This is a genomic window from Winogradskyella maritima, from assembly GCF_042650215.1.
GTDB classification, from domain to species: Bacteria; Bacteroidota; Bacteroidia; order Flavobacteriales; family Flavobacteriaceae; genus Winogradskyella; species Winogradskyella maritima.
Window position 1 is genome coordinate 554,478 of sequence record NZ_JBHSAT010000004.1, and the last position, 25,875, is coordinate 580,352.

The 25,875-nt window shown below is 38.4% G+C and carries 19 protein-coding genes; 11 read left to right on the plus strand and 8 right to left on the minus strand.

Translation table 11 applies throughout. The features are described 5' to 3' along the window. Window positions 1-57 precede the first annotated feature (57 nt). Complete coding sequence (locus tag ACFOSX_RS03495) at window positions 58-660, minus strand: carboxymuconolactone decarboxylase family protein (protein WP_386097065.1); 603 nt, start codon at window positions 658-660, stop codon at window positions 58-60. Between the two features lie 56 nt (window positions 661-716). Here ACFOSX_RS03495 and ACFOSX_RS03500 point away from each other — a divergent pair, with 56 nt between their 5' ends. The 7 genes from ACFOSX_RS03500 (at window position 717) to proC (ending at window position 9,059) form a co-directional block, all read left to right on the plus strand. Beyond that, window positions 717-1,130: an OsmC family protein gene (locus tag ACFOSX_RS03500; protein ID WP_386097067.1), complete on the plus strand. Its 414-nt coding sequence runs from the start codon at window positions 717-719 to the stop codon at window positions 1,128-1,130. Between the two features lie 284 nt (window positions 1,131-1,414). After that, entirely contained in the window at window positions 1,415-3,094 is a 1,680-nt protein-coding gene (gene ilvD / locus ACFOSX_RS03505; RefSeq protein WP_386097069.1) for a dihydroxy-acid dehydratase, read from the plus strand. A gap of 11 nt (window positions 3,095-3,105) precedes the next feature. After that, on the plus strand, window positions 3,106-4,842 hold the full coding sequence (gene ilvB / locus ACFOSX_RS03510) for a biosynthetic-type acetolactate synthase large subunit (RefSeq protein WP_386097071.1): 1,737 nt from the start codon (window positions 3,106-3,108) through the stop codon (window positions 4,840-4,842). 15 nt (window positions 4,843-4,857) lie between these two features. After that, entirely contained in the window at window positions 4,858-5,388 is a 531-nt protein-coding gene (gene ilvN / locus ACFOSX_RS03515; protein ID WP_386097073.1) for an acetolactate synthase small subunit, read from the plus strand. Between the two features lie 12 nt (window positions 5,389-5,400). Beyond that, complete coding sequence (ilvC, locus tag ACFOSX_RS03520) at window positions 5,401-6,900, plus strand: ketol-acid reductoisomerase (protein WP_386097075.1); 1,500 nt, start codon at window positions 5,401-5,403, stop codon at window positions 6,898-6,900. Between the two features lie 66 nt (window positions 6,901-6,966). Continuing rightward, window positions 6,967-8,235, plus strand: a complete 1,269-nt coding sequence (ilvA, locus tag ACFOSX_RS03525; RefSeq protein ID WP_386100196.1) for a threonine ammonia-lyase — start codon at window positions 6,967-6,969, stop codon at window positions 8,233-8,235. A 26-nt stretch (window positions 8,236-8,261) separates the two neighbouring features. Next, window positions 8,262-9,059, plus strand: a complete 798-nt coding sequence (gene proC, locus ACFOSX_RS03530) for a pyrroline-5-carboxylate reductase (protein ID WP_386097077.1) — start codon at window positions 8,262-8,264, stop codon at window positions 9,057-9,059. Here the strand turns inward: proC and ACFOSX_RS03535 are convergent. Next, window positions 9,056-10,519 (minus strand): glutamate synthase subunit beta, encoded by a 1,464-nt coding sequence (locus ACFOSX_RS03535; RefSeq protein ID WP_386097079.1) that lies wholly within the window; start codon window positions 10,517-10,519, stop codon window positions 9,056-9,058. The genes proC and ACFOSX_RS03535 overlap by 4 nt on opposite strands. Window positions 10,520-10,524: 5 nt before the next feature. Further along, on the minus strand, window positions 10,525-15,039 hold the full coding sequence (gene gltB / locus ACFOSX_RS03540) for a glutamate synthase large subunit (RefSeq protein ID WP_386097081.1): 4,515 nt from the start codon (window positions 15,037-15,039) through the stop codon (window positions 10,525-10,527). 435 nt (window positions 15,040-15,474) lie between these two features. On the opposite strand from gltB, the gene ACFOSX_RS03545 reads away from it, so the two are divergent. From ACFOSX_RS03545 to ACFOSX_RS03560, 4 genes are all read left to right on the plus strand, one after another. Beyond that, window positions 15,475-16,515, plus strand: a complete 1,041-nt coding sequence (locus ACFOSX_RS03545) for a porin (protein WP_386097083.1) — start codon at window positions 15,475-15,477, stop codon at window positions 16,513-16,515. A 15-nt stretch (window positions 16,516-16,530) separates the two neighbouring features. Continuing rightward, entirely contained in the window at window positions 16,531-16,869 is a 339-nt protein-coding gene (locus ACFOSX_RS03550) for a P-II family nitrogen regulator (protein ID WP_386097085.1), read from the plus strand. Between the two features lie 5 nt (window positions 16,870-16,874). After that, window positions 16,875-18,107, plus strand: a complete 1,233-nt coding sequence (locus ACFOSX_RS03555; RefSeq protein WP_386097087.1) for an ammonium transporter — start codon at window positions 16,875-16,877, stop codon at window positions 18,105-18,107. 302 nt (window positions 18,108-18,409) lie between these two features. Next, window positions 18,410-18,781, plus strand: coding sequence for a dihydroorotase (locus tag ACFOSX_RS03560; protein WP_386097089.1), 372 nt, complete (start codon window positions 18,410-18,412; stop codon window positions 18,779-18,781). Window positions 18,782-18,851: 70 nt separating this feature from the next. On the opposite strand, the gene ACFOSX_RS03565 is transcribed toward ACFOSX_RS03560, so the two are convergent. From ACFOSX_RS03565 to ACFOSX_RS03585, 5 genes are read right to left on the minus strand one after another with little or no spacing between them, the layout of a single operon-like run. Then, entirely contained in the window at window positions 18,852-21,437 is a 2,586-nt protein-coding gene (locus tag ACFOSX_RS03565; RefSeq protein WP_386097091.1) for a phosphoenolpyruvate carboxylase, read from the minus strand. A gap of 3 nt (window positions 21,438-21,440) precedes the next feature. Further along, window positions 21,441-22,559, minus strand: coding sequence for a 3-isopropylmalate dehydrogenase (gene leuB, locus ACFOSX_RS03570; RefSeq protein WP_386097093.1), 1,119 nt, complete (start codon window positions 22,557-22,559; stop codon window positions 21,441-21,443). Between the two features lie 11 nt (window positions 22,560-22,570). Next, window positions 22,571-23,158, minus strand: a complete 588-nt coding sequence (gene leuD / locus ACFOSX_RS03575) for a 3-isopropylmalate dehydratase small subunit (RefSeq protein ID WP_386097095.1) — start codon at window positions 23,156-23,158, stop codon at window positions 22,571-22,573. A 34-nt stretch (window positions 23,159-23,192) separates the two neighbouring features. Beyond that, window positions 23,193-24,599, minus strand: coding sequence for a 3-isopropylmalate dehydratase large subunit (gene leuC / locus ACFOSX_RS03580; protein WP_386097097.1), 1,407 nt, complete (start codon window positions 24,597-24,599; stop codon window positions 23,193-23,195). Beyond that, on the minus strand, window positions 24,600-25,772 hold the full coding sequence (locus tag ACFOSX_RS03585; protein ID WP_386097099.1) for a 2-isopropylmalate synthase: 1,173 nt from the start codon (window positions 25,770-25,772) through the stop codon (window positions 24,600-24,602). Window positions 25,773-25,875: the final 103 nt, after the last annotated feature.

The following is a 25,875-nucleotide window of genomic DNA, read 5'->3' on the forward strand; positions in this document are numbered from 1 at the left end:
CACCATCTCTGGCAAGGTTTAATCTAATCCATCTAAAAATCTAGAAGTCTAACTCATCTAATACTTCGACCCATCATGCTTTCCAACCTCAAAACCGTGCTTTCCTAAATACTGGTTACCACTTTCAATGGCACCTTCTTCCATGGTGGTTCCCATAGAATCGTTCCAACGGTTAAGATATCCGAATAACGAGATAACACCGAGCATTTCTACAATTTCACCTTCGTTCCAATGTTTGTATAATTCGTTTTTGATATCAGCATCTACTGCATTTGGGACTTGACTGGCGGCCAAACTGAAATCCAAAGCAGCGCGTTCTGCGTCCGAAAACGAAGGATGTGTTCTGTATTCCCAAATATTGTCTAGTTGTTCCTGCTCGGCGCCATAACGCTCTGCCGCCCTAATGGCATGTGCTTGGCAATAACGGCATCCAGTAGCGTTGCTACTTACCCAAGCAATCATACGTTTTAAGGCTGAGGTTACACGACCTTCATTAGCCATTACCGCCTTATTTAAATTGATAAATGCTTTTGAAATCGCTGGGCGCCTTTGCATCGTCAATACAGAATTTGGGCAAAACCCTAAGGTTTCATTAAAGAATTCTGCCAATTCCTTGGTTTCTAAGTCGTGTTCAGGGGATAGCGGAGTAACTAGTGCCATATGTTGTGTTTTTAATAGTATTTTTGAAAGGACAAGATAACATTAAAGTTCAAAACATGGCAGATAAAATCACGACACACTGGAAAGGTGGCTTAACCTTTGAATCTGACAATCCCAGTGGAAAGACCGTAAAGATGGACACTGATATCGAAGGACAGACGCAACGTTTTGGACTCAGTCCCAAAGCCATGATGCTGTCTTCTTTGGCAGGTTGTTCGGCATTAGATGTGATTTCAATTTTAGATAAAATGAAATCAAAAATTGAGGACTTTAAGATTGAAGTCTCAGGCGAACTCACTGATGAACACCCAAGATTCTACCATACTGTTAAGGTAGATTACCATTTTTATGGAGCTGAAGATGAAATAAAGTGCAAGCGTGCCGTTCAATTATCCATTGACAAATATTGTGGCGTCATGGAAATGTTTAGACGTTTTACAGACCTTGAAACAGCCAATCACTTTCATTAAGAAATGATAAAGGGGATAACCCTCTGATTTTAAAAAAGTCTTCCCCAATCGGGAAGGCTTTTTTTATAGCATGACTTGTCAAAAAACCTTTAAAATTAGCCTAGGATACAAAGGTTTATCAAACATAATGCTGTTGAGCGTCATAAATAATATGCCTCAAATAACTGAAAATCAAATAAATAAAAACAAATATCAGCTATTGAATCTAGCGATACGGAAAAACATAAGCTGAAAGAGCTTTAGACAACCATTAATTTTAACAAGATTTTTTTCTAACAAACCATATGGGAAACCTCAATAAATATAGTAAAACCGTAACCCAAGACCCTACCCAACCAGCAGCGCAAGCCATGTTGCATGCGATTGGACTAACCAAGGAAGACTTTTTTAAGCCTATTGTTGGTATTGCCAGCACAGGTTATGAGGGTAATCCCTGTAACATGCATCTCAATGATTTGGCCAAGCTAGTAAAGGAAGGCACTAAGAATGAAGATGTAGTTGGCTTAATTTTCAACACCATTGGAGTTAGTGATGGAATTTCTATGGGAACACCAGGGATGCGCTATTCATTGCCATCTCGAGATATTATTGCAGACTCCATGGAAACCGTTGTACAAGCAATGAGTTATGATGGTTTGGTAACGGTTGTGGGCTGTGATAAAAACATGCCTGGTGCGTTAATGGCTATGATTCGTTTAGATCGGCCGTCAATTTTAGTTTATGGCGGCACAATAGATTCTGGGTGTCATAATGGAAAAAAGTTAGATGTGGTTTCGGCCTTTGAAGCTTGGGGAAGTAAGGTTGCGGGCACTATAAAAGAGCAAGAGTATCAGAGTATTGTTGAGAAAGCCTGTCCAGGAGCAGGTGCTTGTGGCGGTATGTATACAGCTAATACCATGGCATCGGCAATTGAAGCTTTAGGCATGACATTACCCTATAATTCGTCTAATCCTGCCTTGAGTGAGGAGAAGAAACAAGAGTCAGTGAATGCTGGTGAAGCACTGAAAACATTATTGGAAAGAGATATTAAACCTTCAGATATCATTACTCGTAAGTCACTAGAAAACGCTATTCGTTTAGTCACTATTTTAGGTGGATCTACCAATGCCGTGTTACACTTTTTGGCCATTGCTAGGGCAGCACAAATTGACTTTACGCTAAAGGATTTTCAAAAGATTAGTGATAGCACCCCGTTTTTAGCAGACTTAAAACCTAGTGGTAAGTACCTGATGGAAGATGTTCATGCCGTTGGTGGAATACCCGCAGTATTAAAATATCTTCTCAAAAAAGGCCTAATTCATGGAGATTGTCTTACCGTAACCGGGAAAACCATGGCAGAAAATCTATTGGACGTTCCCGATTTGTCGGAAGGCCAAGATGTGATAAAGCCAATAGAGAAACCCATAAAAATCTCAGGGCATTTAAGAATGCTCTATGGCAATTTGGCTTCAGAAGGCAGTGTTGCAAAAATAACAGGCAAAGAAGGCTTAAGCTTTAAAGGAAAAGCAAAAGTGTTTGAAGGTGAATACGCAGCAAATGACGGCATCCGTGAAGGCAAAGTACAAAAAGGCGACGTAGTGGTAATTCGCTACGAAGGCCCGAAAGGTGGACCAGGTATGCCCGAAATGCTTAAACCAACAGCAGCAATTATAGGCGCTGGATTGGGAAAAGATGTAGCCTTAATTACCGATGGAAGATTTTCAGGTGGCACTCACGGTTTTGTGGTTGGGCATATTACACCAGAAGCTCAAGAAGGCGGAAACATAGCATTGGTTAAGGATGGTGATGTTATTACCATAGATGCGGAAACCAATACCATTTCATTGGAAGTGTCCAACGAAGAACTTCAAAATAGAAGAAAAACATGGACGGCACCAAAGCTAAAGTTTGAGCGAGGTGTTCTCTACAAATACGCAAAAACAGTATCCTCAGCCTCAAAAGGCTGTGTAACGGATGAATTTTAAAAACAAGGCTTATGAAAGTAACTCAAACCATTTTAAAATCGCAAACCACGACCCTGAAAACAGAGCGTATTTCAGGGAGTGAAGCCATTATTAAATGTTTGTTGGCAGAGGATGTCGATATTTTGTACGGCTATCCCGGTGGCGCAATTATGCCTGTTTACGATGAACTTTACAAGTATCAAGATAAGATTCATCACGTGCTAACGCGGCACGAACAAGGTGCAACACATGCGGCTCAAGGTTATGCGCGTATTTCTGGACGAACGGGAGTTGCCATTGCTACCTCAGGTCCAGGCGCCACAAATTTCATTACGGGTATAGCTGATGCCCAAATAGATTCTACGCCAATGGTCTGTATCACTGGGCAAGTCGGATCCCATTTGTTGGGAACAGATGCTTTTCAAGAAACAGATATTGTGGGGATTTCTACGCCCGTCACAAAATGGAATCATCAAATCACCAAGGCTTCTGAAATTCCCGAGGTTTTTGCAAAGGCTTTTTACATTGCCAAAAGCGGTCGGCCAGGACCTGTTTTAATTGATGTGACTAAAGATGCACAGCTCGAAGAGTTCGATTTTTCATACCAAAAGTGTACCGGGATTAGAAGCTATAACCCTGTTCCAAAATTAGATGTTTCAAAATTGAAAACAGCTGCAGAACTTATCAATTCGGCTCAAAAACCGTTAGTGGTTTGGGGACAAGGAGTCATTTTAGGAAATGCTGAAGAAGAGTTTAAAGCGGTCATTGAAAAAGCAGGAATACCTTCAGCCTGGACTATACTCGGCGCATCTGCAATACCGTCATCACACCCGCTTAATGTTGGTATGGTCGGTATGCACGGCAACTATGCGCCAAATGTGTTGACCAATGAGTGTGATGTTTTGATTGCTATCGGTATGCGATTTGACGACCGGGTTACTGGGAATCTAGAAAGTTATGCAAAACAGGCAAAAATTATTCATTTTGAAATTGACCCTGCCGAAGTCGATAAAAACGTAAAGACTGATGTTGCCGTTTTGGGAGACGCCAAAGAAAGCCTCAAATCGTTGTTACCGCTTTTAAAGGCGAATAGCCACAACGCGTGGCATGAAAAATTTAAAGCCTATTATAAAATAGAGTTTGAAAAAGTTATAAAAAATGACATCCACCCGGTTAAAGAAGGTTTAACTATGGGTGAAATTTTAAAAGAAATAAATACCCAAACAAATGGAGAAGCAGCGATTGTAAGTGACGTTGGGCAACACCAAATGATTGCTTGTCGATATGCGGATTTCAATACTACCAAAAGTAATATTACTTCAGGTGGTCTAGGCACTATGGGTTTTGCCTTACCCGCGGCCATTGGTGCTAAAATGGCAGCACCAGATCGTGAGGTTATTGCAATCATTGGTGATGGAGGCTACCAAATGACTATTCAAGAATTGGGAACTATTTTTCAACAGCAGGTTCCCTTAAAAATCGTGGTATTGAATAACGAATTCTTAGGCATGGTACGCCAATGGCAACAACTGTTTTTTGATAAACGATATGCGTCAACCGAAATGGTCAACCCAGATTTCGTCGCCATCGCAAAAGGCTATCACATTAATGCAAATAAGGTTACCAAACGACATGAGTTAAAAGATGCCATTAAAGAGATGGTCGCTTCCAAAAGTGCATATTTCCTAGAAGTATGTGTAGAAAAAGAAGACTGCGTTTTTCCAATGATTGCTAGTGGAGCCAGCGTTTCAGACATCAGATTAGAATAACTAAAGCCGAAAATAATGACTACAGATAAACAAGTATTTACCGTTTCGGTTTACACTGAAAACAACATAGGATTGCTAAACCGTATTTCGGCAATTTTTCAAAGAAGACACATCAACATTGAAAGTATAAACTCTTCCGTTTCAGAAATCGAAGGCGTTTCAAAATTCACCATATTGGTCAATGTTCCTGAAGACCAAATGAAAAAAATCATTGGTCAGATTGAAAAGCAAGTCGAGGTTATAAAAGCCTACTATCATTCTGAAGACGATACCATTTATCAAGAGTCGGGGTTATTCAAGATTAAATCCGATTTATTGTTTGAAGAGCGACAAATTCAAAATATAATAAAGGAAAGCAACGCTAGAATTGTGACAGTAAACAAGGAATTCTTTGTGCTAGAAAAATCCGGAAGAACCCAAGAAATAGAATTACTATATAGAGAATTAGCTGCTTTTGGCATTATGCAATTTACCCGTTCTGGTCGCATTGCCGTGACTAAAGATGAGATGAAAATATCAACATTGCTAGAAGCATTTCAAAATTAAAACAAACAAATCATGTCTAATTATTTTAATACGTTACCCTTAAGAGAACAGTTGGAACAACTCGGAAAATGCCGTTTTATGAAAGCCGACGAGTTTAAAGACGGTGTCAATGCTCTTAAAGGAAAGAAAATTGTCATTGTTGGTTGTGGCGCACAAGGTCTAAACCAAGGCTTAAATATGCGCGATTCTGGCTTGGACATTTCCTACACCTTAAGACAGGCTGCGATAGATGAAAAGCGCGATTCTTATAAAAATGCAACCACCAACGGATTTAATGTTGGCACCTATGAAGAACTCATTCCTTCGGCGGATGTCGTCTTAAACCTAACGCCAGACAAACAACACACCAATGTGGTTAAGGCGATTATGCCATTGATGAAAAAAGGGGCTACACTCAGCTATTCCCATGGATTCAATATCGTGGAGGAAGGCAACAAAATCCGAGAAGATATTACAGTGATAATGGTGGCGCCAAAATGTCCAGGAACGGAGGTCCGCGAAGAGTTTAAACGTGGTTTTGGTGTACCAACCCTAACAGCGGTACATCCAGAAAATGACCCCGAAGGTAAAGGATGGGCACAGGCAAAAGCCTATGCCGCAGCAACTGGTGGCCACCGTGCTGGGGTTTTAGAATCTTCATTTATTGCTGAGGTTAAATCTGATTTAATGGGAGAGCAAACCATTTTATGTGGCTTGTTACAAACCGGAGCTATTTTATCGTTTGACAAAATGGTAGAAGAAGGGACAGAGCCTGGTTATGCCGCAAAATTGATTCAATTTGGTTGGGAAACTATCACTGAAGCCTTAAAACATGGAGGTATTACAAACATGATGGATCGTTTGTCCAATCCTGCTAAAATTAAAGCATTTCAATTATCGGAAGAATTAAAAGAAATAATGCGCCCATTATTTAATAAGCATATGGATGATATCATCTCTGGTCATTTTTCTAAAACCATGATGGAAGATTGGGCAAATGATGATGTTAACTTATTAAAATGGAGAGCGGCAACCGGCGAGACGGCTTTTGAAAAAACAGCTTTAACAACTGACCATATTTCTGAACAAGAGTATTTCGATAATGGCTTGTTGCTTGTTGCTTTTGTAAAATCGGGCGTAGAACTTGCTTTTGAAACTATGGTAAGCGCAGGGATTATTGAAGACTCTGCTTATTATGAATCCTTGCACGAGTTGCCATTGATAGCAAATACCATTGCGAGAAAAAAATTATTTGAAATGAACCGCGTGATTTCTGACACGGCAGAATACGGTTGTTATTTATTTGATCATGCTTGCAAACCGTTACTTACAGAATTTATGAAAACCGTTGACACCTCTGTCATCGGGAAACCATTTTCAGGTACAACAGGTGTTGATAACATTGAACTTATAGCCGTTAATGATGCAATTAGAAACCATCCTATTGAGAGTGTTGGGAAACGTCTGCGAGCTGCAATGAAAGCAATGAAAGTCATTAAAAGCAAGCCAACTGAAGAAACAGTTTTAGCCTAATCTGTCATTACCATGCAGGTAGGGATCCACATTACAAATGATATTTCCGCTTTTGTGGGAAACACCATGGAAAATATAACAACTACATATAAGCCAACATTAAAAGCCATTGAATCTGTGGCACAAAAACTAAAAGGTATTGCATCTGTTACCCCTTTGATTAAAAATTCTCAGTATTCAAAAAAGTTTGGCGCTAACATCTTTTTTAAAAGAGAGGATTTGCAAGAAGTCCGCTCCTATAAAATCAGAGGCGCTTATAATAAAATCTCGTCGTTAAGTGCTTCTCAAATTGAGAATGAGATTGTTTGTGCAAGTGCTGGCAATCATGCACAGGGTGTTGCACTATCATGTAAACTCTTAAAGATAAAAGGAACCATCTTTATGCCTTCGCCAACACCAAATCAAAAGATTGATCAGGTAAAAATGTTTGGCGAAGACTATATAGATGTGGTATTGATAGGAGACACGTTTGATGACGCGTACCATGCCGCAATGACAGAATGTGAGCGCCTTAACAAAACGTTTATTCACCCTTTTGATGATGAAAAAGTAATAGAAGGTCAAGCCACAGTTGGCTTAGAAATTATAGAACAAGCTAAATCGTATCCAATACACTATGTGTTTGTCCCTATTGGCGGCGGCGGCTTACTTGCAGGTCTCTCTAGTGTTTTTAAAACATTATCACCTCAAACTAAAATTATTGGTGTTGAGCCTAAAGGCGCTCCATCAATGTTGACCTCTATTAAGAACAATAAAAACACAACATTAAAATCAATAGAAAATTTTGTAGATGGCGCAGCTGTAAAACGTGTTGGAGACTTAAATTTTGCCATTTGTAAAGAAACATTAGATGAGGTTGTTACTGTTGATGAGGGTAAAATTTGTCAAACCATATTAGACTTATATAATAAAGATGCCATTGTGGTAGAACCGGCTGGCGCCTTAAGTCTTTCCGCCTTGGAGCAGTTTTCTGATGAAATTAAAGACAAGAATGTAGTATGCGTAATTAGTGGTAGTAATAATGATATTACGCGTACGCCGGAGATTAAAGAACGTGCACTTTTATATGCAAATCTTAAGCATTATTTTATAATAAAATTCCCGCAGCGTGCTGGTGCATTGAGGGAATTTGTTGCTGAAATTTTAGGCCCAACGGATGATATCACTCATTTTCAGTATACCAAGAAGGTCAACCGAGAAAATGACGTCGCCGTTGTTGGACTAGAACTTAAATCCCCAAAGGATTTAGAACCTTTAATAACTAAAATGAAGCTTCACAATTTTTATGGAGATTATCTAAATAACAAACCTGATTTATTTCAGTTTTTAGTGTAGGTTTTCAACACTATATTGAATCACGTATGAAAATAGCAATTATTGGAGCAGGTAATTTAGGCATTTCTATTGCCAAAGGCATTTTGAAGAATAGTATTGCCTCATCTCTGTATTTAACGAAACGTCATGTAGATTCACTTGAGGCTTTTAATGTTGAGGAATTTGTGGTTATTACCAAGGACAATAAACTAGCTATTGAAAATTCTGATGTTGTAATTTTCGCCGTTCAACCCAATCATTTGGAAGCAATTTTTATTGAAAACAAGCCATTTTTTAAGGATAAGCACATACTCATTTCTACCGTAACAGGATTTTCAATTCAAAATATTACTGAGATTTTGGGTTCTTCAAACGGTGTTGTTAGGGCAATGCCCAATACAGCTATTGCAGTCGGGAAATCCATGACTTGTATCAGTACAATGGACGGTGAACACACCAAATTAAAAAGTGCTGTAAAAATCTTTAGCGTATTGGGACAGGTTTTGGTTATTCCAGAGCACTTAATGCAAGCAGCAACGGTTGTCTGCGCAAGTGGTATAGCGTTTTGGATGCGTATGATAAGAGCTTCGACTCAAGCGGCAATTCAATTAGGATTTGATGCAAAGGAAGCACAGCAATTAGCCATGTATACTGCAGAAGGTGCTGCACATCTACTAATTGCTACAGGGAATCATCCCGAAGAAGAGATAGATAAGGTTACCACTCCAAAAGGGTGTACTATTGAAGGCTTAAACGAGATGGAACACCAAGGTTTAAGCTCATCGGTCATTAAAGGCATGATGGCATCTTATCATAAAATTGATGGTATTAAAGATATGCCTTAGAGACCAACTAAATCTCCATCTTCATTTTTAGTGGCCAAATCAGATTTACCCATTAAATAAATATCTGCTTGCCTCGCTGCTTCTCTCCCCTCAGATATGGCCCAAACAATTAAGGATTGCCCTCTACGCATATCTCCGGCAGTAAAAATATTAGGAATATTGGTTTGGTATGTTGCATTAGTAGCTTTGTAATTTGAACGCCCATCTTTTTCAATTCCTAATAGGTCTGCTAAATTATTTTCTGGCCCTGTAAATCCTAAAGCAAGCAAGGCTAAATCGCATGGCCATGTTTTTTCTGTTCCAGCGATTTCTATCAATTTTGGGCGTTCTCCAGGTATCATTTTCCACTCCACATTCACCGTTTGTAAAGCAATAAGTTTTCCATCTTCATCGGTAACAAACTCTTTTGTATTTATCAGCCAATTCCGCTCTACACCCTCTTTATGAGAGGACGAAGTTTTTAACTGTAATGGCCAATAGGGCCAAGGTGTGGTTGGCGAACGATGCCCAGGAGGCTTTGGCATAATTTCAAAATTAACCACAGATGTTGCCCCTTGTCTGTTAGCAGTTCCAATACAATCTGATCCCGTATCACCACCACCAATAACAATAACATTTTTGTCGGTTGCCAGGATTTGATCTTTTATATCTTGTCCAAATACAACCTTGGTTTGCTGCGTTAAAAAATCCATGGCTTGCACTACACCATCGGCATTAATTCCTGGTATTGGCAAACTTCGTTTTTCTGTAGCCCCGCCACAAAGAACTATGGCATCAAAAGCGTTTAATTCTTCAACATTATAATTTACCCCAACATTTACATTAGTTTTAAACTCAATACCTTCAGCCTCTAAGATGGCGAGACGTCGGTCTATAATGTTTTTTTCAAGCTTAAAATTAGGAATACCATATCGTAAAAGTCCGCCAATAGCATCATCTCGTTCAAAAACTGTAACAGTATGGCCCGATCTATTTAATTGTTGTGCTGCCGCCAAGCCTGCCGGCCCAGAACCAACCACCGCAATGGTTTTTCCAGTTCTAACTTTAGGGGGTTGTGGTTTAATCCAGCCTTCTTTAAAGGCGCGCTCTACAATATTTTTTTCAATATTTTCAATAGACACAGGATCTTCGATAATGCCTAGGACACAAGCTTGCTCGCAAGGCGCCGGACATAATCGTCCAGTAAATTCCGGGAAATTATTGGTGGAATGTAAAATCCAAGATGCTTTTTGCCATTCGCCTTGGTGAACCATATGGTTAAAGTCTGGAATTAAATTGCCCAAAGGACACCCGCTATGACAAAATGGAATACCACAATCCATACAACGAGAGCCTTGTTTAACGAGCTCTTTATCTGTTAACGGCTTTGTAAATTCTTTATAATGTTTTACACGATCCTCTACTGGCGCGTAGATTTCATCTTTTCTTTTAAATTCCTTAAATCCTGTGGTTTTCCCCATAATACCTATACTGTTTCTAATGCTTCTACCATTGCTTCCTCGGTCTCCAAACGTTTTAATGCCCGCTTGTATTCTGTAGGCATAACCTTTACAAAATGACTCAAACTTGTTTTCCAGTCTGCTAATAATTGACGGCCTTTTTGGCTGTTTGTGTATTTGAGGTGATTTTCAATTAGTGCTTTTAAATCTAGAATATCACCCTTTTCTAGAGTTTCAAATTCAATAGTTTCTGTATTGCATAAGCCGTTTACAAAGGTGTTATCTGGGTCATAGACATAGGCGATACCCCCGCTCATTCCGGCCGCAAAATTCCGCCCTGTTTTACCTAGAACAACAACTTTTCCACCAGTCATATACTCACAACAATGATCACCAACGCCCTCAACAACCGCTATAGCTCCTGAATTTCTAACGGCGAAACGCTCACCAGCAATTCCGTTGATATAAGCTTGTCCGTTAACCGCTCCAAAAAGGCAAACATTCCCAACAATGATATTATCCTCGGCAAGGAAATTTGCTTTTTCTGGTTTTTTTACAATTATTTTGGCTCCTGATAAGCCTTTGCCTAGATAATCATTACTGTTGCCTTCGAGCGTAAAACGTAAACCTGGGGCCCCAAATGCACCAAAGCTTTGCCCGCCAGAACCCTCAAAATTGATGTTTAAAGTATCTTCGGGTAAGCCTAAATGACCATATATTTTTGAAATTTCATTGCTAACAATGGCGCCAACCGTTCTATTGGTGTTTTTTATTGGGTAAGATAAATTCATCTGCTCTTTTCGGTATAAAGCGCGATGAGAATCTTTAAGAATTTTGAAATCCAAAACACCATCAAGATTGTGATTTTGCCTCTCAATATTTCTTACAGTCATTTGATTATAGTTGACTGGTTTGTGTAAAATAGCAGATAGATCCAAGCCTTTAGCTTTGTAATGCTTTATAGCTTTATTTGCGTTAATCTTGTGGGTCTGCCCAACCATTTCGGACAGGGTTCTAAACCCTAGTTCTGCCATAATACCACGTAATTCTTCAGCCACATAATAGAAGAAGTTGATGACGTGCTCTGGAGTACCTTTAAAATTTTTGCGAAGCTCTTTGTCTTGCGTTGCAATACCAACAGGGCAAGTGTTTAAATGACATTTGCGCATCATAATACAACCAGAAGCGACTAAAGGAGCTGTTGCAAAACCAAATTCTTCTGCACCTAATAATGCGGCAATGGCCACGTCTCTTCCGGTTTTTAATTGCCCATCACACTCAATGACAATTCTACTTCTTAAATTATTGAGTACTAGAGTTTGTTGGGCTTCGGCCAATCCAAGCTCCCATGGTAGGCCTGCATGTTTTAATGATGTTAAAGGTGATGCTCCAGTACCACCGTCATAACCAGAAATTAAAACGACATCTGCTTTGGCTTTAGCAACTCCAGCTGCTATGGTGCCAACGCCGACCTCTGATACTAATTTCACATTTATTCTAGCCTCTCTATTGGCATTTTTTAAATCATAAATTAACTGTGCTAAATCTTCAATAGAGTAAATGTCGTGATGAGGAGGCGGTGATATTAAACCTACAAAAGGTGTAGAGTTTCTGGCCGCAGCAATCCAAGGCAATACTTTTTCTCCAGGCAACTGACCACCTTCACCAGGTTTGGCACCTTGGGCCATTTTTATTTGAATTTCTTTAGCATTAGTGAGGTAATGAGAGGTTACACCAAATCGGCCAGATGCCACTTGTTTTATTGCTGAGTTGCGACTATCTCCATTAGCGTCTGGTTGAAAACGATTTCTATCTTCTCCGCCTTCACCCGAGTTGGATTTACCTCCAATTCTATTCATAGCAATAGCAAGATTCTCATGAGCTTCACGAGAAATTGAACCATAAGACATGGCGCCCGTTTTAAAACGTTTTACAATTTCGGTCCATGGTTCTACCTCTTCAATTGGGATCGGATCAATATTATTAAATTCGAATAAGCCTCGAATAGTCATCAAATTTTCGGACTGTTCGTTAATGGCTTTGGCATAGACATCATAACTTGCTTGGTCGCTCAATCTTACAGCTTGCTGTAATTTTGCTACCGTAGTGGGGTTAAACAAATGGCGCTCTCCATTACGTCTCCAACGGTATTCACCACCAATATTTAAGCCCAAACGCTTATCAATGAGTTTATCTGGGTAAGCGTAAGAATAGCGCTTATCTATTTCTTTTTCAATTTCATATAAGCCAATACCTTCAATTCTAGATGTGGTGTAAGGAAAGTATTTTTCAACAAATTGAGAGTTAAATCCAACGATTTCAAAAATTTGAGACCCTCTGTAAGAATGCAAGGTGGAGATGCCTATTTTATTCATTACTTTTAAAATACCCTTGCCTATAGCCTTATTGAAATTGTTTACAGCTTTTTGCTCGTCCATGTCAGTTATGAATCCTTCTTTTACCTGCATCCTAATAATTTCATTAACCATATAAGGATTTACAGCACTGACGCAATAACCAAATAAGGTGGCAAAATGATGCGGTTCACGCGGTTCTGCAGACTCTATGATAATATCAAAATAGGAGCGTTTGCGTAAACGATTAAGTTGATGATTCACGTAAGAACAAGCAAGTAGAGGTGGTATAGGGGCTTTGTCTTTACTAACTCCACGGTCCGATAAAATTATGATATTGGTCTTTCTTTCTAAAGCCTTTTCAATTTGAAGCACGATGCTATCTAAAGCATCTTCAAGACCATTAAGCCCTTTGGTTTTAGGGTAGAGCATTTCAATAGTTTCTGCCTTAAAGCTTTCTACGGTAATGTTTCTAATTTTTTCTAAATCATCATTAGAAATAACGGGGTTTTGAATTTTTAGTTTTCTACATTGCCGCTCTGTTATGCTAAATATATTTCTGTCTTTACCCAACGACAAACTAATGTCGGTGACAAGCTCTTCTCTAATACCGTCTAAAGGCGGATTAGTCACTTGCGCAAATAGCTGTTTAAAGTAACTAGATATCAATTGAGGCTTATCTGATAAAACCGCAAGAGGCGTATCTATACCCATGGAGCCTAAGGCCTCCTTAGCATTTTGTGCCATTGGGGTTATGACTTCCTGTATATCTTCAAACGTATAGTTAAATAATCGCTGTCTTGTTTTTATGTCTAACGTTTCTACCGGACAACTTGTTCCGGTATAAGGAATGTCCTTGAGATGTAACCGTGTTTTATTTAGCCAATCTTGATAGGGTCTTTCTTTTACAATTTTGCTCTTAATTTCTTCATCATTAATAATTCTTCCCTGGTTCATATCTACCAGAAACATTTTTCCTGGTTCTAAACGCCCATGACGTTCTACATCTTCGGGGGCAATATCTATAACTCCAATTTCGGAAGACATAATAAGTTTTCCGCTTTTGGTAACCGTATATCTAGAGGGGCGCAATCCATTTCTATCGAGTAAAGCACCAATATAATTTCCGTCGGTAAAAGGCACAGAGGCGGGACCGTCCCACGGCTCCATTATACAAGCATTATACTCGTAAAACGCTTTACGTTCTGGAGACATGGTTTTATGTTTTTCCCAAGCTTCTGGGATCATCATCATCATAATTTCTGGTAAGGACCGGCCCGTATGTGTAAGTAATTCTACAACCATATCCATAGATGCTGAGTCTGACTTACCTGGTAAAATTATTGGGAATAATTTATCTATCTGTGGTCCAAAGACATCACTTTTCATAATCTCTTCTCTTACACGCATTCGGCTTACATTTCCTCGTAGGGTGTTTATTTCTCCGTTTTGACACATAAATCGAAAGGGTTGTGCTAATTCCCAAGTAGGCATAGTATTGGTTGAGAAACGTTGATGAACCAAGGCAAGACGGGTTACTAAATCTTCTTCTTGTAAATCCTTATAATATGGCCCTATATCCTCAGGCATTATAATACCTTTATAGATTAAGGTAGTAGTAGATAAACTACTTACATAGAAATATGAGCTTTGAGACATTTTAGACTTCCGTATGGTGTGCTCCGTAATTTTACGTGCCGCATAAAGCTTTGCATTAAAAACTTCCTCTGAGATTTCATTGGATTTGCCTATAAACACTTGCTCTATATTAGGCTCTGAGGCTAAGGCAATTTCTCCCAATTGGGTTGAATCTACAGGGACTTCTCTCCAACCAATTACAGAGAGACCTTGAGCTTTAATTTCAGTTTCAAAAGTTGATTTGCAGAAGATATACTGATTTCTGTTTTTGGGCAAAAACACCATGCCAACGGCATACTTACCTTCAACTGGCACATCAAACCCGCAAACACGTTTAAAATAGGCGTGAGGTATATCTATTAAAATTCCGGCACCATCTCCAGTTTTTCCATCAGAACTTACGCCGCCTCTGTGTTTTAATTTCACAAGAATTTCTAGAGCGTCGTGAATGATTTGATTGGTCTTTTCGCCCTTGAGATTACATATAAATCCGGCGCCACAATTTTCATGTTCAAATTCTGGTAAATAAAGGCCTTGTTTCTTCAACATAAATCAGAAATTTTATGGGCTTTCACACCCTATAATTAGCCTAATATAGAAGCAACAACTCGATTAAAAAAAAAGTAAAATCACTTTTTCCATATCTATAATTAAGTGCTTGTTAAATGAATATTTGATAAAATTATTGAGATATAATATGAAATAAGCAAATAAAGATATTTCAGTAATAATAGCTATTCGTTGCGAAAACGTTTTCGAAAAACGCCTATTTGTAATAATTAGTTATCAAAAATTGAAAAATGATGATTTTTTTAAAATTCCAATTATCAACATCTTAAAAAAAATGCAAATAATTAATTAACCCCTATTTTTTTAGGGTTAAAAATTTAAAAACAATAAAAATAAAACATTAACCCCTATAATTTTTGGGGTTAATAATTTTAAAAATAGATTTGATGATGAATTAACGTAACAAATTTAATTATGAAAAAACTTTTAACCCTATTGATGTTTTTTATGGCCATCAGTTTATATGCCCAAGAAGAACAGAAAAAGAAATCATTTAATTTTAGCGGTAGTATAGACGCCTATTATAGAGCTAATATTACTGCACCTAATGATGAAAATGCAATTGCTCCAGGATCATCATTTGCCAATTTACCAGGTTTTGCTCTGGGTATGGTCAATTTAATTGTATCGCATGAGGGTGAAAAAGTAGGCTTTGTTGCAGATTTAGTGTTTGGGCCAAGAGGAACCGATGCCACGTTTGCATCTCCAATGTATCCTATAGGTGATGAAGAAATTGGTACAGGCAATATCATCAACCAATTATATGCCTATTGGAATGTAAGTGAAAATGTAAAATTAACCTTGGGTAACTTTAATACCTTTTTAGGCTACGAGGTGATCTCGCCACTAGCCAATTTCAATTATAGTACTTCTTACCTATTCTCTTACGGGCCATTTAGCCATACTGGTTTAAAAGCAGACTTTGCATTATCTGAAGATTTCAGCCTAATGTTAGGCGTATTTAATGACACAGACCTCACTGAATTCAACCCTACAGGAGATTATGCCGCTGGCGCACAGTTAGGCTATAAAGGTCAATTTTTAAATTTACTTTACGACCCGTCTTTCTTTGAAATTGATTTCACAGGCGGATTTGATTTGTCTGATACATTTTACTTAGGAATAAATGCCGCCTATTTAGACCTAGAAGATGATACTGGAGGATTTTTAGGAGTAGCGCTTTACCCGCAATATACAGTCTCAGATACTTTTGCCCTTGGACTAAGAGGGGAATACTTCGCTGAAGACGGAAATTTTGGCGCCATAGGTTCTGGTGTAGAAGACACTAGTGTCTTTACAGCAACACTTACTGGTAACTTTACCATTGCGGAGGACTTATTAATTAAACCAGAGCTACGATTAGATAGCGCCTCTGACGATGCATTTATTGATCACGATCTGGTAGCAACTAAAAGCTTAGCGTCTTTTCTGGTTGCCGCAGTTTATAAATTTTAACTAACACTAAATACAATGAAAAAAGTTGAAGCAATTATTAGAAAATCCAAGTTTTCTAATGTGAAAAGAGCATTACATGAAGTCGGTGTAAACTTCTTCTCTTATTGGGATGTCACAGGACTTGGAAATGAAAAGGAAGGCCACGTATATAGAGGTGTTTCTTACAGCACAAGTGATATACAGAGAAGATATCTATCTATCGTTGTCAATGATGATTTCGAAGATATCACGGTAAAAACTATTATAGAGTCTGCATCTACTGGTGATGTAGGCGATGGTAAAATCTTTGTATCAAATATCGATGAAGTCTACAGAATTCGAACAGGTGAAAAAGGAGGACAAACTTTAAAATAAAACTAATGGAATTACTTACTACAAATAATGTATGGATGATGATCTGTACGGCACTCGTTTTCTTTATGCATTTAGGATTTGCATTTTTGGAAATTGGCCTTACACGCCAAAAAAATACAATTAACATATTATTTAAAAATATTTTTATTATCAGTGTAGGCTTACTGCTTTATTGCCTAGTTGGATTTAATTTAATGTATCCTGGAGAGTTCAATGGATTCTTAGGTTTTGCAGGCTTTGGATTAGATGCACCTTTAACTGACTCGGGTACTTTAGATTTAGCCTATAACGAAGGTTACACCTATTGGACAGATTTCTTGTTTCAAGGGATGTTCGCAGCAACAGCGGCCACTATTGTATCTGGTGCAGTTGCAGAACGAATGAAAATTGGACCATTTATGGTATTTACCCTAATCTATGTAGGGTTTATATACCCAATTGCTGGGTCATGGAAATGGGGAGGTGGATTTTTACAAACTTTAGAAACACCTTTTTATGATTTTGCAGGTTCTACTTTAGTACATTCTGTTGGTGGTTGGGCGGCCTTGGTAGCTGTATGCTTATTAGGGGCTAGAATCGGCAAATTTAAAAATGGTAAACTCTATGCAATACCAGGCCACAACATTCCATTAGCGACTGCCGGAGTTATTATCCTATGGTTAGGATGGTTTGGATTTAATGGAGGCTCAGTATTATCTGCAGATCCCGAATTAACATCACTAACTTTAGTAACGACATGCTTGGCCGCTGCCTCCGGAGGTGTTGTTGCCGCATTAGTCTCTGCAATAAAATATAAAAATTTAGATTTAACCATGTTCCTTAATGGTATATTAGGAGGCTTAGTGGGTATTACAGCTGGTGCAGACCAAATGAGCCCTACAGACGCTATCATTATAGGTGCTATTGCTGGCGCGATTATTGTATTTGCGGTTTCATTAATTGACCGATTAAAATTAGATGACCCTGTTGGGGCTATTGCTGTACATTTAGTTTGTGGTATTTGGGGAACTCTTGCCGTAGGTCTCTTCGGAAAACTTGCCGGAGGAGCACAAGTTTTAAGTCAACTCATTGGCGTTGTCTCTTATGCGGCAATTAGTTTTATTTCTGCTTTCATAATTCTATCCATTTTGAAGAAAACCGTGGGAATCAGAGTATCTGAACGTGAAGAGCTTGAAGGATTAGATGCCCATGAACATGGCATGGACGCATACCCAGACTTTAGATTAAATGAGCAATAATAATAAAGTATTGTTTTAATGGATTATCCTTAATTAGATAAGTTGTTTATTGAAGAAAACCTTCTATGTAATGAGCATAGAAGGTTTTTGGGTTTTAAGAATAAATAAAGACTTATCTGGTTTTCTAAATTAGAAGGGTTAGCCGTTTTAATAAAAACCTCATAAGTCACTAATTTTTTAATTATGATTTAAATCTGTGAAGCTAGGCTCTAAATTTCATAAATATGTTCCATTGTAATTTTAAATTATTAGCTATATATTGATAATAATTTTAAATTACTATAGTGTTAATAGTTTAAATTATGAAAAAATACATTTTTAGTTCAGTTTTTGCATTTATAATTTCTGCTTTTTCCTACTCTCAAAGCTCGTCTTCAACGTACAACGTTGATGATGTTTTTGAAATAGGAAACGTTAAAGACAACAATTACAAATACATTAATTTTCCAAAAGCAAATTTTATAATTAAGAAAGGAGGAATTGTTAATTATGACAACCTAAAGGGCAGTAAAGTCGTTATAACATCTATCGAAAAAAAGGAAAACGGCAAACAAGTGGCAACAATAAAACTTACAGATTCAAGACGGTTTTTTAATAGCCACAAATATGTTACCGTTGATATTGATAAAGCAATAGAGAATAAAGAGTTATATTTTTTAAACAAAAACCTCTAAGCAATTATTTAGAGGTTTTTATTGATATACAATTTGTTTTTATTACAAAGTTGCATCTTTATATTACGGTCTATGCCGAGTTTCTACTGGCATTAATATTCCCAAATAAGGAACGGGTGACCATCTTTTCAAAAATGGCAATTTGTTCTTTATCTTTAGGGTGTTCCTTTTCCAAAGCTTGAATTTTCTTTAAAGCATACTGTTGAATGGTCAGTAATGGTAAGACAATTTGCTCTCTCACGTGTATAGACGCTTTTGAAACCGGTTCATCCTGCATTAAGTTTTCAAATCCAGTCAGTTTTAAGATAAGGCGTTTACTTCTCTCGTATTCAGCATGGATCAATTGCCAAAACTCTCCGTATTCTTCATCTTCGGACATATAACGTGTTAAATCAAAAAATGATTTAGACAGAGACATCATACTATTGGCGATGAGTGTTCTGAAAAACCGGGATGATTGAAACAACTGTTGTACGTCTTCAAATTTATTGTGGTCTTCATAATACTGTAACGCCGTACCCACTCCAAAAAAACCAGGAACATTCTGTTTTAATTGGCTCCAAGATCCTACAAACGGAATTGCCCTTAAGTCTGAAAATACTAAGCCATCAGATTTGCCGCGCTTGGATGGGCGGCTTCCAATATTCGTTTTAGCATAATACTTTAGGGTACTCATGTGCTCTAAATAAGAAAGAAATTTTGGATGGCTTTTAAAGTCTACGTAGGCTTTATAGCTGATGTTTGCCAAATCATTCATTACTTTTCTATCACTCTCCGTTATGCTTAACGCATTAGTGTTTAAATGATTTGAAATACCAGAACTGATTAACTGTTCCATATTATATCTGGATGAGTCTACAGTTCCAAAATTAGAACTGATGGTCTGGCCTTGTATGGTGAGTTGTATTTCTTTGTCTTCAATCTGTGGGCCTAACGAGGCATAAAATTGATGTGTTTTGCCACCACCACGGGCTGGTGGGCCGCCACGTCCATCAAAGAAGATTACTTCTATGCCGTTGGCTCTAGACAATTTGGTCAGTGCTTCCTTGGCTTTATAAATTGCCCAATTGGCCATGAGATATCCTCCATCTTTTGTGCCGTCACTAAAGCCCAGCATTATGGTTTGCTTATTGTCGCGACGTTGCAAGTGTTGTCTGTAGTTAGGATTAGCATACAATTCGCCCATCACTTTTGGTGAGGCTTCTAAATCTGTAACCGTTTCAAACAATGGTACGACGTCTGCAGTCAGTTCATCATTAAATGCTATGATTTTGAGCATAGCGTACAACTGAAGCACATTTAGCGTGGATTGGTTGTTACTTATGATGTAACGATTACAAGCAATTTCGCCATTTTTTTGTTGAATGGATTTCATGGCTTTTACGGTATCAATCATTTTAACTGCATCCTCATTTTTAAAGGTAATACCCGAAATTGTACCCGAAATTTCGGATAAATGCTTGCATTGTTCCTTTATAGTGAGCTGAAAGAAATCTTCGGGAAATAAGTCGCTTCCGTTATCAATCAATTCCTTTACTAAAGCAGTGAACATAGCGTCATGAACACGGCTGTCTTGCCTAATGTCCAAGCTAGCGAAGTGATATCCAAACAACGTAGTTTTGTTGATTAGCGAGGTCACATTATCCACAAACAAAGACTGATGCTCACGTATAAGCGTTTCTCTTATACCCATAAGTTCAGACCTAAAGTCGTCAAGCGATAAATGATCTGAGCGGTCTGGGTTTAGAAGGGCGTCAACAAGTTTTTCGTTTAGTTCTGCTACACGATGTTCTATACCTTTAAAAGTGAGTCGTCTTTTGAGGTATTTGATGTCCGCAATGTAGTTTTTAAGGATAGCCTCTTTAAGTTTTTGTGCCACATCAAGGGTAATCTGAGAAGTAACAAACGGGTTTCCGTCCCGATCACCACCTGGCCAAAACCCAACGTTTATAATAGGGTTTGAGGTATTTTTTTCATCAAAAATATTGTATTGTACATAGTCGTAAATACTTCCGAAAGACTTATAAAACACATTCTTTAGATACCAAATAAGGTTGACAGCTTCATCGTAAGGCGTCGGTTTCTTTTCCTTAAAAAATGGTGTTTTACCTAGTTGACCAAGTAGACTTCGGATCTCAATAAGGTTATCTTCCTTTATGGCTTTGGCCAAATCGGTTATGATGCCCAATACTGAGCCTGGATAAAATTGCGTGGGGTGCGCCGTTAATACAATTCTTACCTTAAAGGCTTCAAGATATTCCTGTAAAAGGTGTTTTTTATTTTCGGCTTGAGCGCTTTCTTTCAGGTTCCTTAAGGTTCCGATACCTTCCATATTATTCACGATGGAAAAGGCGGCATCTTCAACAGCATCAAACAAAACCACCTGACGTTCTATATATTGAATAAACCGAAACAACAGATTAATCTGGCTTTGGGATGAGCGTCTTGCCTGATATTTTTTGAAAAAAGTATCGACGATGGTTGTTGGGTCATCGTTATTATCAAATCCTTTTTTACAGGTTTCATAAAACAAAGGCAATAAGGCCACGGTTTTTGAAAGCGAATCAAAAGGCAAGGTCATAAATATACTATTGTATATCTGATATTTTGAAAGAACGTTTTGATTAAAACGTTTCAGTTTGGGTTCTTGGGACATGACTTATATGATTGTGGATTGCCCCAAATGTATATTAATAAAATTATGATTGGTGTCTTTTGGGTTGTAAATGAAGTCTTCTATAAAATCGCCAACATTAGATGTTGTAATAGAGTTAGATTCTGGATTGATATCTGGGGTTGTAATTTTCAGTTTTAAGGCTTTTTCTACCCCAAGACGAATTAATTCGGCCTCATTGTTAAGCCCAAAGTGTTCTAAGAGCATGGCCGCCGATAAAATCGAGGCAATGGGATTGGCAATACCTTTTCCTGTTGCCTGTGGGAACGAGCCATGGATAGGCTCAAACAAGGCGTGTTTAGCGCCTACTGATGCTGATGCCAATAATCCGATTGATCCCCCAATGACACTGGCTTCATCACTGATAATGTCCCCAAATAGATTTTCTGTAAGGATGACATCAAACTGCTTAGGGTTAAGAATGAGTTGCATGGCGGCATTGTCTACAAATAAAAAGTCTAATTCAACATCCGGGTAGTCTTTTGAAATTTCAGTAACAACACGTCTCCAAAGTCTTGAGCTTTCAAGCACGTTAGCCTTATCTACCAAAGTGACTTTATTCTTACGACTTTGGGCAGCTTCAAAGGCCAATACGGCTATACGTTCAATTTCCTTCTTGGAATATTCACACAAATCTGAAGCAATTTCTCCGTCATCGCTGAGGTATTTTTTTCCGAAGTAGATGCCTCCGGTTAATTCACGATAAATGCAAATATCCGTTCCTTTAATGATGTGTCTCTTTAAAGGTGATTTATCTAGCAGCGCATCATAAGCCTTCACAGGTCTAATATTAGCATAAAGCCCTAGTTCTTTCCTAAGTTTTAGTAAACCTTGTTCTGGTCTTACCTTAGCATTAGGATCGTTGTCGTACTTAGGATGGCCAATGGCGCCAAATAATATGGCATCACTTTTTTTACATAGCTCAACAGTTGCGTAAGGTAACGGGTTATTGTATTTTTCAATAGCAACAGCTCCGACATCAGCATATACAAATTGAAAATGATGATTAAACTCAGTAGCGATAGATTTTAATGCCTTTACGGCTTGACCTGTAACTTCAGGGCCGATTCCATCACCAGGTAAAACAGCTATTTTTAGTTTCATTTAGTTTAAGCTTAATAGTTTCGAGCTTCGAAAGCTTCAATCAGTGGTTTATTATTAATAAGATAGTCGATATCATCATAGCCATTGATAAGGCAAGTCTTTTTATAGGCATCGATATCAAAATGTTCGTTTAGGTTTGAATTAACTAGTGCTATGGTCTGTTCTTCTAGGTTAACCTCTATTTCGGTTTCGGGATACGCTTCAATTGTTTGAAAAAGAATATTTAGAAAGTTCTCCGAAACTTGAACAGGAAGCAATCCGTTATTTAAGGCATTACCCTTAAAAATATCAGCAAAAAAGCTAGAAACCACAACCTTAAAACCATAGCCGGCAAGAGCCCAAGCCGCATGTTCCCTGCTTGAACCACAGCCGAAATTATTGCCAGCTACAAGGATTTCACCTGAAAACTTTGAATTGTTCAATACAAAATCTGCGTTTAGACTTCCGTTTTTATGGTAACGCCAATCTCTGAAGACGTTGTCACCAAACCCTTTCTTGTTCGTTGCTTTTAAAAAGCGCGCCGGAATGATTTGGTCGGTATCCACATTCTCAATATTCACGGGAATGGCTCTGGATGTTATGGTGTTAAATTTTTCCATTGAGTTTTATAAGATAAAAGTATCAGTTACGATTTTAGACTGCCAAAGGTTCTAAGGCGACTTTTTCTTTGGTCACATCAACAATTTTACCGGCAATTGCAGATGCTGCAGCAACTAAAGGGCTGGCTAAAATAGTTCGTGCGCCTTGGCCTTGACGGCCTTCAAAGTTTCTGTTTGAGGTTGAGACACAATAGGCACCTTCAGGAATTTTGTCATCATTCATAGCTAAACAGGCAGAACAGCCTGGTTGCCGAAGTTCAAAGCCCGCATCATTAAAAACGGTTTTTAATCCTTCTGCAATAATCTGCTTTTCAACTTGTTTACTTCCTGGTACCAGCCAAGCAGTAACGTGAGCTGCTTTTTGTTTGCCTTTTATGTAATCGGCGGCAATTCTAAAATCTTCAATCCTAGAATTGGTGCAACTACCAATAAAAACATAATCAATGGGTTTGTTGATTAGCCTTTCTCCGGCTTCAAAATTCATGTAGTTTAATGCCTTGTTAAAAGAGTTGCCTCTTTCCATAGGAATATGCCCAGAAATTTTAATTCCCATACCTGGATTGGTACCATAGGTTATCATCGGTTCTATGTCTTCTGCATCAAAGTGGTATTCTTTATCAAATACGGCATTGTCATCCGTGGGTAAGGTTTTCCATTTGGCGACTTTCTTTTTAAAGCCATCACCTTTTGGGGCAAATTTCCGCCCCTTCAAATAATTAAAAGTGGTTTCATCCGGGGCAATTATACCGCCACGCGCGCCCATTTCAATGCTCATATTACAAACCGTCATACGGCCTTCCATACTCATGTCTTCAAACACATTACCTGCATATTCGCAAAAATAACCCGTGCCAGCATTGGTGCCTATTTTTGATATGATATACAAAATAACATCCTTGGGAAGCACACCCTTCTTTAATTTTCCATTTACCGTCACCCTCAAACTTTTTGGCTTGGTTAAGAGAAGGCATTGACTGGCAAAAACCTGGGCGACCTGGCTGGTGCCAATACCAAAAGCAATGGCTCCGAAAGCACCATGGGTGGAGGTATGACTGTCGCCACAGACCATGGTTAATCCGGGCTGGGTAATACCTAATTCTGGAGCCATTACATGCACAATTCCATTGTATTTATGACCTAATTCATAAAGCTTAATATTATTTTTATTACAGTTTTTTGAAAGCTGTTCTAACTGAAGTTTGGAGAGCGCATCCTTTATGGGTTGATCTTGATTTAATGTTGGCGTATTGTGGTCGGCCGTAGCAATAATTTGCTTGGGTCTGAACACAGGGATACCGCGTTGCTCTAATTCATTAAAAGCTTGCGGGCTGGTGACCTCGTGAATGAGGTGTTTGTCTATGTATAAAATCTGTGGACCATTTTTAATAGTGCTCACCACGTGGGCGTCCCAAACTTTGTCAAATAATGTTTTTGGTTTCATCTAGGCGCTGATTTCATTATAAATTTTACTAGTCTCAATGATTTGGTGAATGTCATTGTCATTAACTTCTTTCTTTTTATCTGCGAAATCGAGGAATTTGGCATAGACTTCATCCAACTGCAGTTTGGTTAAATCATATCCTACTTTTTTAGAACGATAGGCCAAAGCCGCCCGACCACTGCGTGCCGTTAAAACGATAGCAGACTCTGTAACCCCAACATCCTTAGGATCAATAATTTCATATGTCTCTCTATTTTTTATAACACCATCTTGGTGGATACCAGAGCTATGTGCAAAGGCATTGGCACCTACAATAGCTTTATTGGGTTGAGTAAAAATGCCCATATTATCACTAACTAATTGACTTATGCCGTAAAGCATGGATGTATTAATGGCGGTGTCTAATTTTAAATCCGGATGTTGTTTTAAAACCATGACTACTTCTTCTAATGCAGTGTTGCCTGCACGCTCACCGATGCCGTTTATAGTACACTCAATCTGTCTGGCACCGTTAATTGCGCCAGCAATAGAGTTGGCTGTGGCCAAGCCAAGGTCGTTATGGCAATGCACGGAAAGAATAGCCTTGTCAATACCATTTACATTTTCCTTTAGGTATTTTATTTTTTCGCCATATTCATGTGGCAAGCAATAGCCCGTAGTATCTGGAATATTTAATACGGTGGCTCCTGCTTTAATTGCGGTTTCACAGACTCGAGCTAAAAATTCATTATCTGTACGACCTGCATCCTCGGCATAAAACTCTACGTCTTCAACAAAGGATTTGGCATACTTTACGGCGTCATAAGCACGCTCTAGAATAGCACCTTGCGTGGATTGAAATTTGTGAACGATGTGAAAATCTGAAGTCCCTATACCAGTATGAATACGTGGCCTAACGGCATATTGCAATGCTTCTGAAGCGACTCTAATGTCCTTTTGCAAGGAACGGGTTAGTCCACAAACTGTCGCATTTTTGACTAATTTTGAAATAGCCTCGACCGATTTGAAATCTCCTGGACTAGAAACAGGAAACCCAGCTTCTATAACATCTACGCCCAATGCATCTAGTTGCTCAGCAATAACCAGTTTTTGTTCTGTATTTAATTTACAGCCTGGCACCTGCTCGCCATCACGAAGCGTTGTATCGAAGATTTGAATTCTGTTATCTGACATTTTTGAAAATAAAGGTTTCTATTTCTTACGAATTTATACCTTGGTATTATCTAAATCCATTCAAAGCGATTTGATTTTACGATGTTCAAAATCGAATAAGGAT

Coding starts and splice junctions, on each gene's coding strand:
- ACFOSX_RS03495 (WP_386097065.1), bottom strand. CDS start 660: ATGGCACTAGTTACTCCGCTATCCCCTGAACACGACTTAGAAACCAAG.
- ACFOSX_RS03500 (WP_386097067.1), top strand. CDS start 717: ATGGCAGATAAAATCACGACACACTGGAAAGGTGGCTTAACCTTTGAA.
- ilvD (WP_386097069.1), top strand. CDS start 1,415: ATGGGAAACCTCAATAAATATAGTAAAACCGTAACCCAAGACCCTACC.
- ilvB (WP_386097071.1), top strand. CDS start 3,106: ATGAAAGTAACTCAAACCATTTTAAAATCGCAAACCACGACCCTGAAA.
- ilvN (WP_386097073.1), top strand. CDS start 4,858: ATGACTACAGATAAACAAGTATTTACCGTTTCGGTTTACACTGAAAAC.
- ilvC (WP_386097075.1), top strand. CDS start 5,401: ATGTCTAATTATTTTAATACGTTACCCTTAAGAGAACAGTTGGAACAA.
- ilvA (WP_386100196.1), top strand. CDS start 6,967: ATGGAAAATATAACAACTACATATAAGCCAACATTAAAAGCCATTGAA.
- proC (WP_386097077.1), top strand. CDS start 8,262: ATGAAAATAGCAATTATTGGAGCAGGTAATTTAGGCATTTCTATTGCC.
- ACFOSX_RS03535 (WP_386097079.1), bottom strand. CDS start 10,519: ATGGGGAAAACCACAGGATTTAAGGAATTTAAAAGAAAAGATGAAATC.
- gltB (WP_386097081.1), bottom strand. CDS start 15,039: ATGTTGAAGAAACAAGGCCTTTATTTACCAGAATTTGAACATGAAAAT.
- ACFOSX_RS03545 (WP_386097083.1), top strand. CDS start 15,475: ATGAAAAAACTTTTAACCCTATTGATGTTTTTTATGGCCATCAGTTTA.
- ACFOSX_RS03550 (WP_386097085.1), top strand. CDS start 16,531: ATGAAAAAAGTTGAAGCAATTATTAGAAAATCCAAGTTTTCTAATGTG.
- ACFOSX_RS03555 (WP_386097087.1), top strand. CDS start 16,875: ATGGAATTACTTACTACAAATAATGTATGGATGATGATCTGTACGGCA.
- ACFOSX_RS03560 (WP_386097089.1), top strand. CDS start 18,410: ATGAAAAAATACATTTTTAGTTCAGTTTTTGCATTTATAATTTCTGCT.
- ACFOSX_RS03565 (WP_386097091.1), bottom strand. CDS start 21,437: ATGTCCCAAGAACCCAAACTGAAACGTTTTAATCAAAACGTTCTTTCA.
- leuB (WP_386097093.1), bottom strand. CDS start 22,559: ATGAAACTAAAAATAGCTGTTTTACCTGGTGATGGAATCGGCCCTGAA.
- leuD (WP_386097095.1), bottom strand. CDS start 23,158: ATGGAAAAATTTAACACCATAACATCCAGAGCCATTCCCGTGAATATT.
- leuC (WP_386097097.1), bottom strand. CDS start 24,599: ATGAAACCAAAAACATTATTTGACAAAGTTTGGGACGCCCACGTGGTG.
- ACFOSX_RS03585 (WP_386097099.1), bottom strand. CDS start 25,772: ATGTCAGATAACAGAATTCAAATCTTCGATACAACGCTTCGTGATGGC.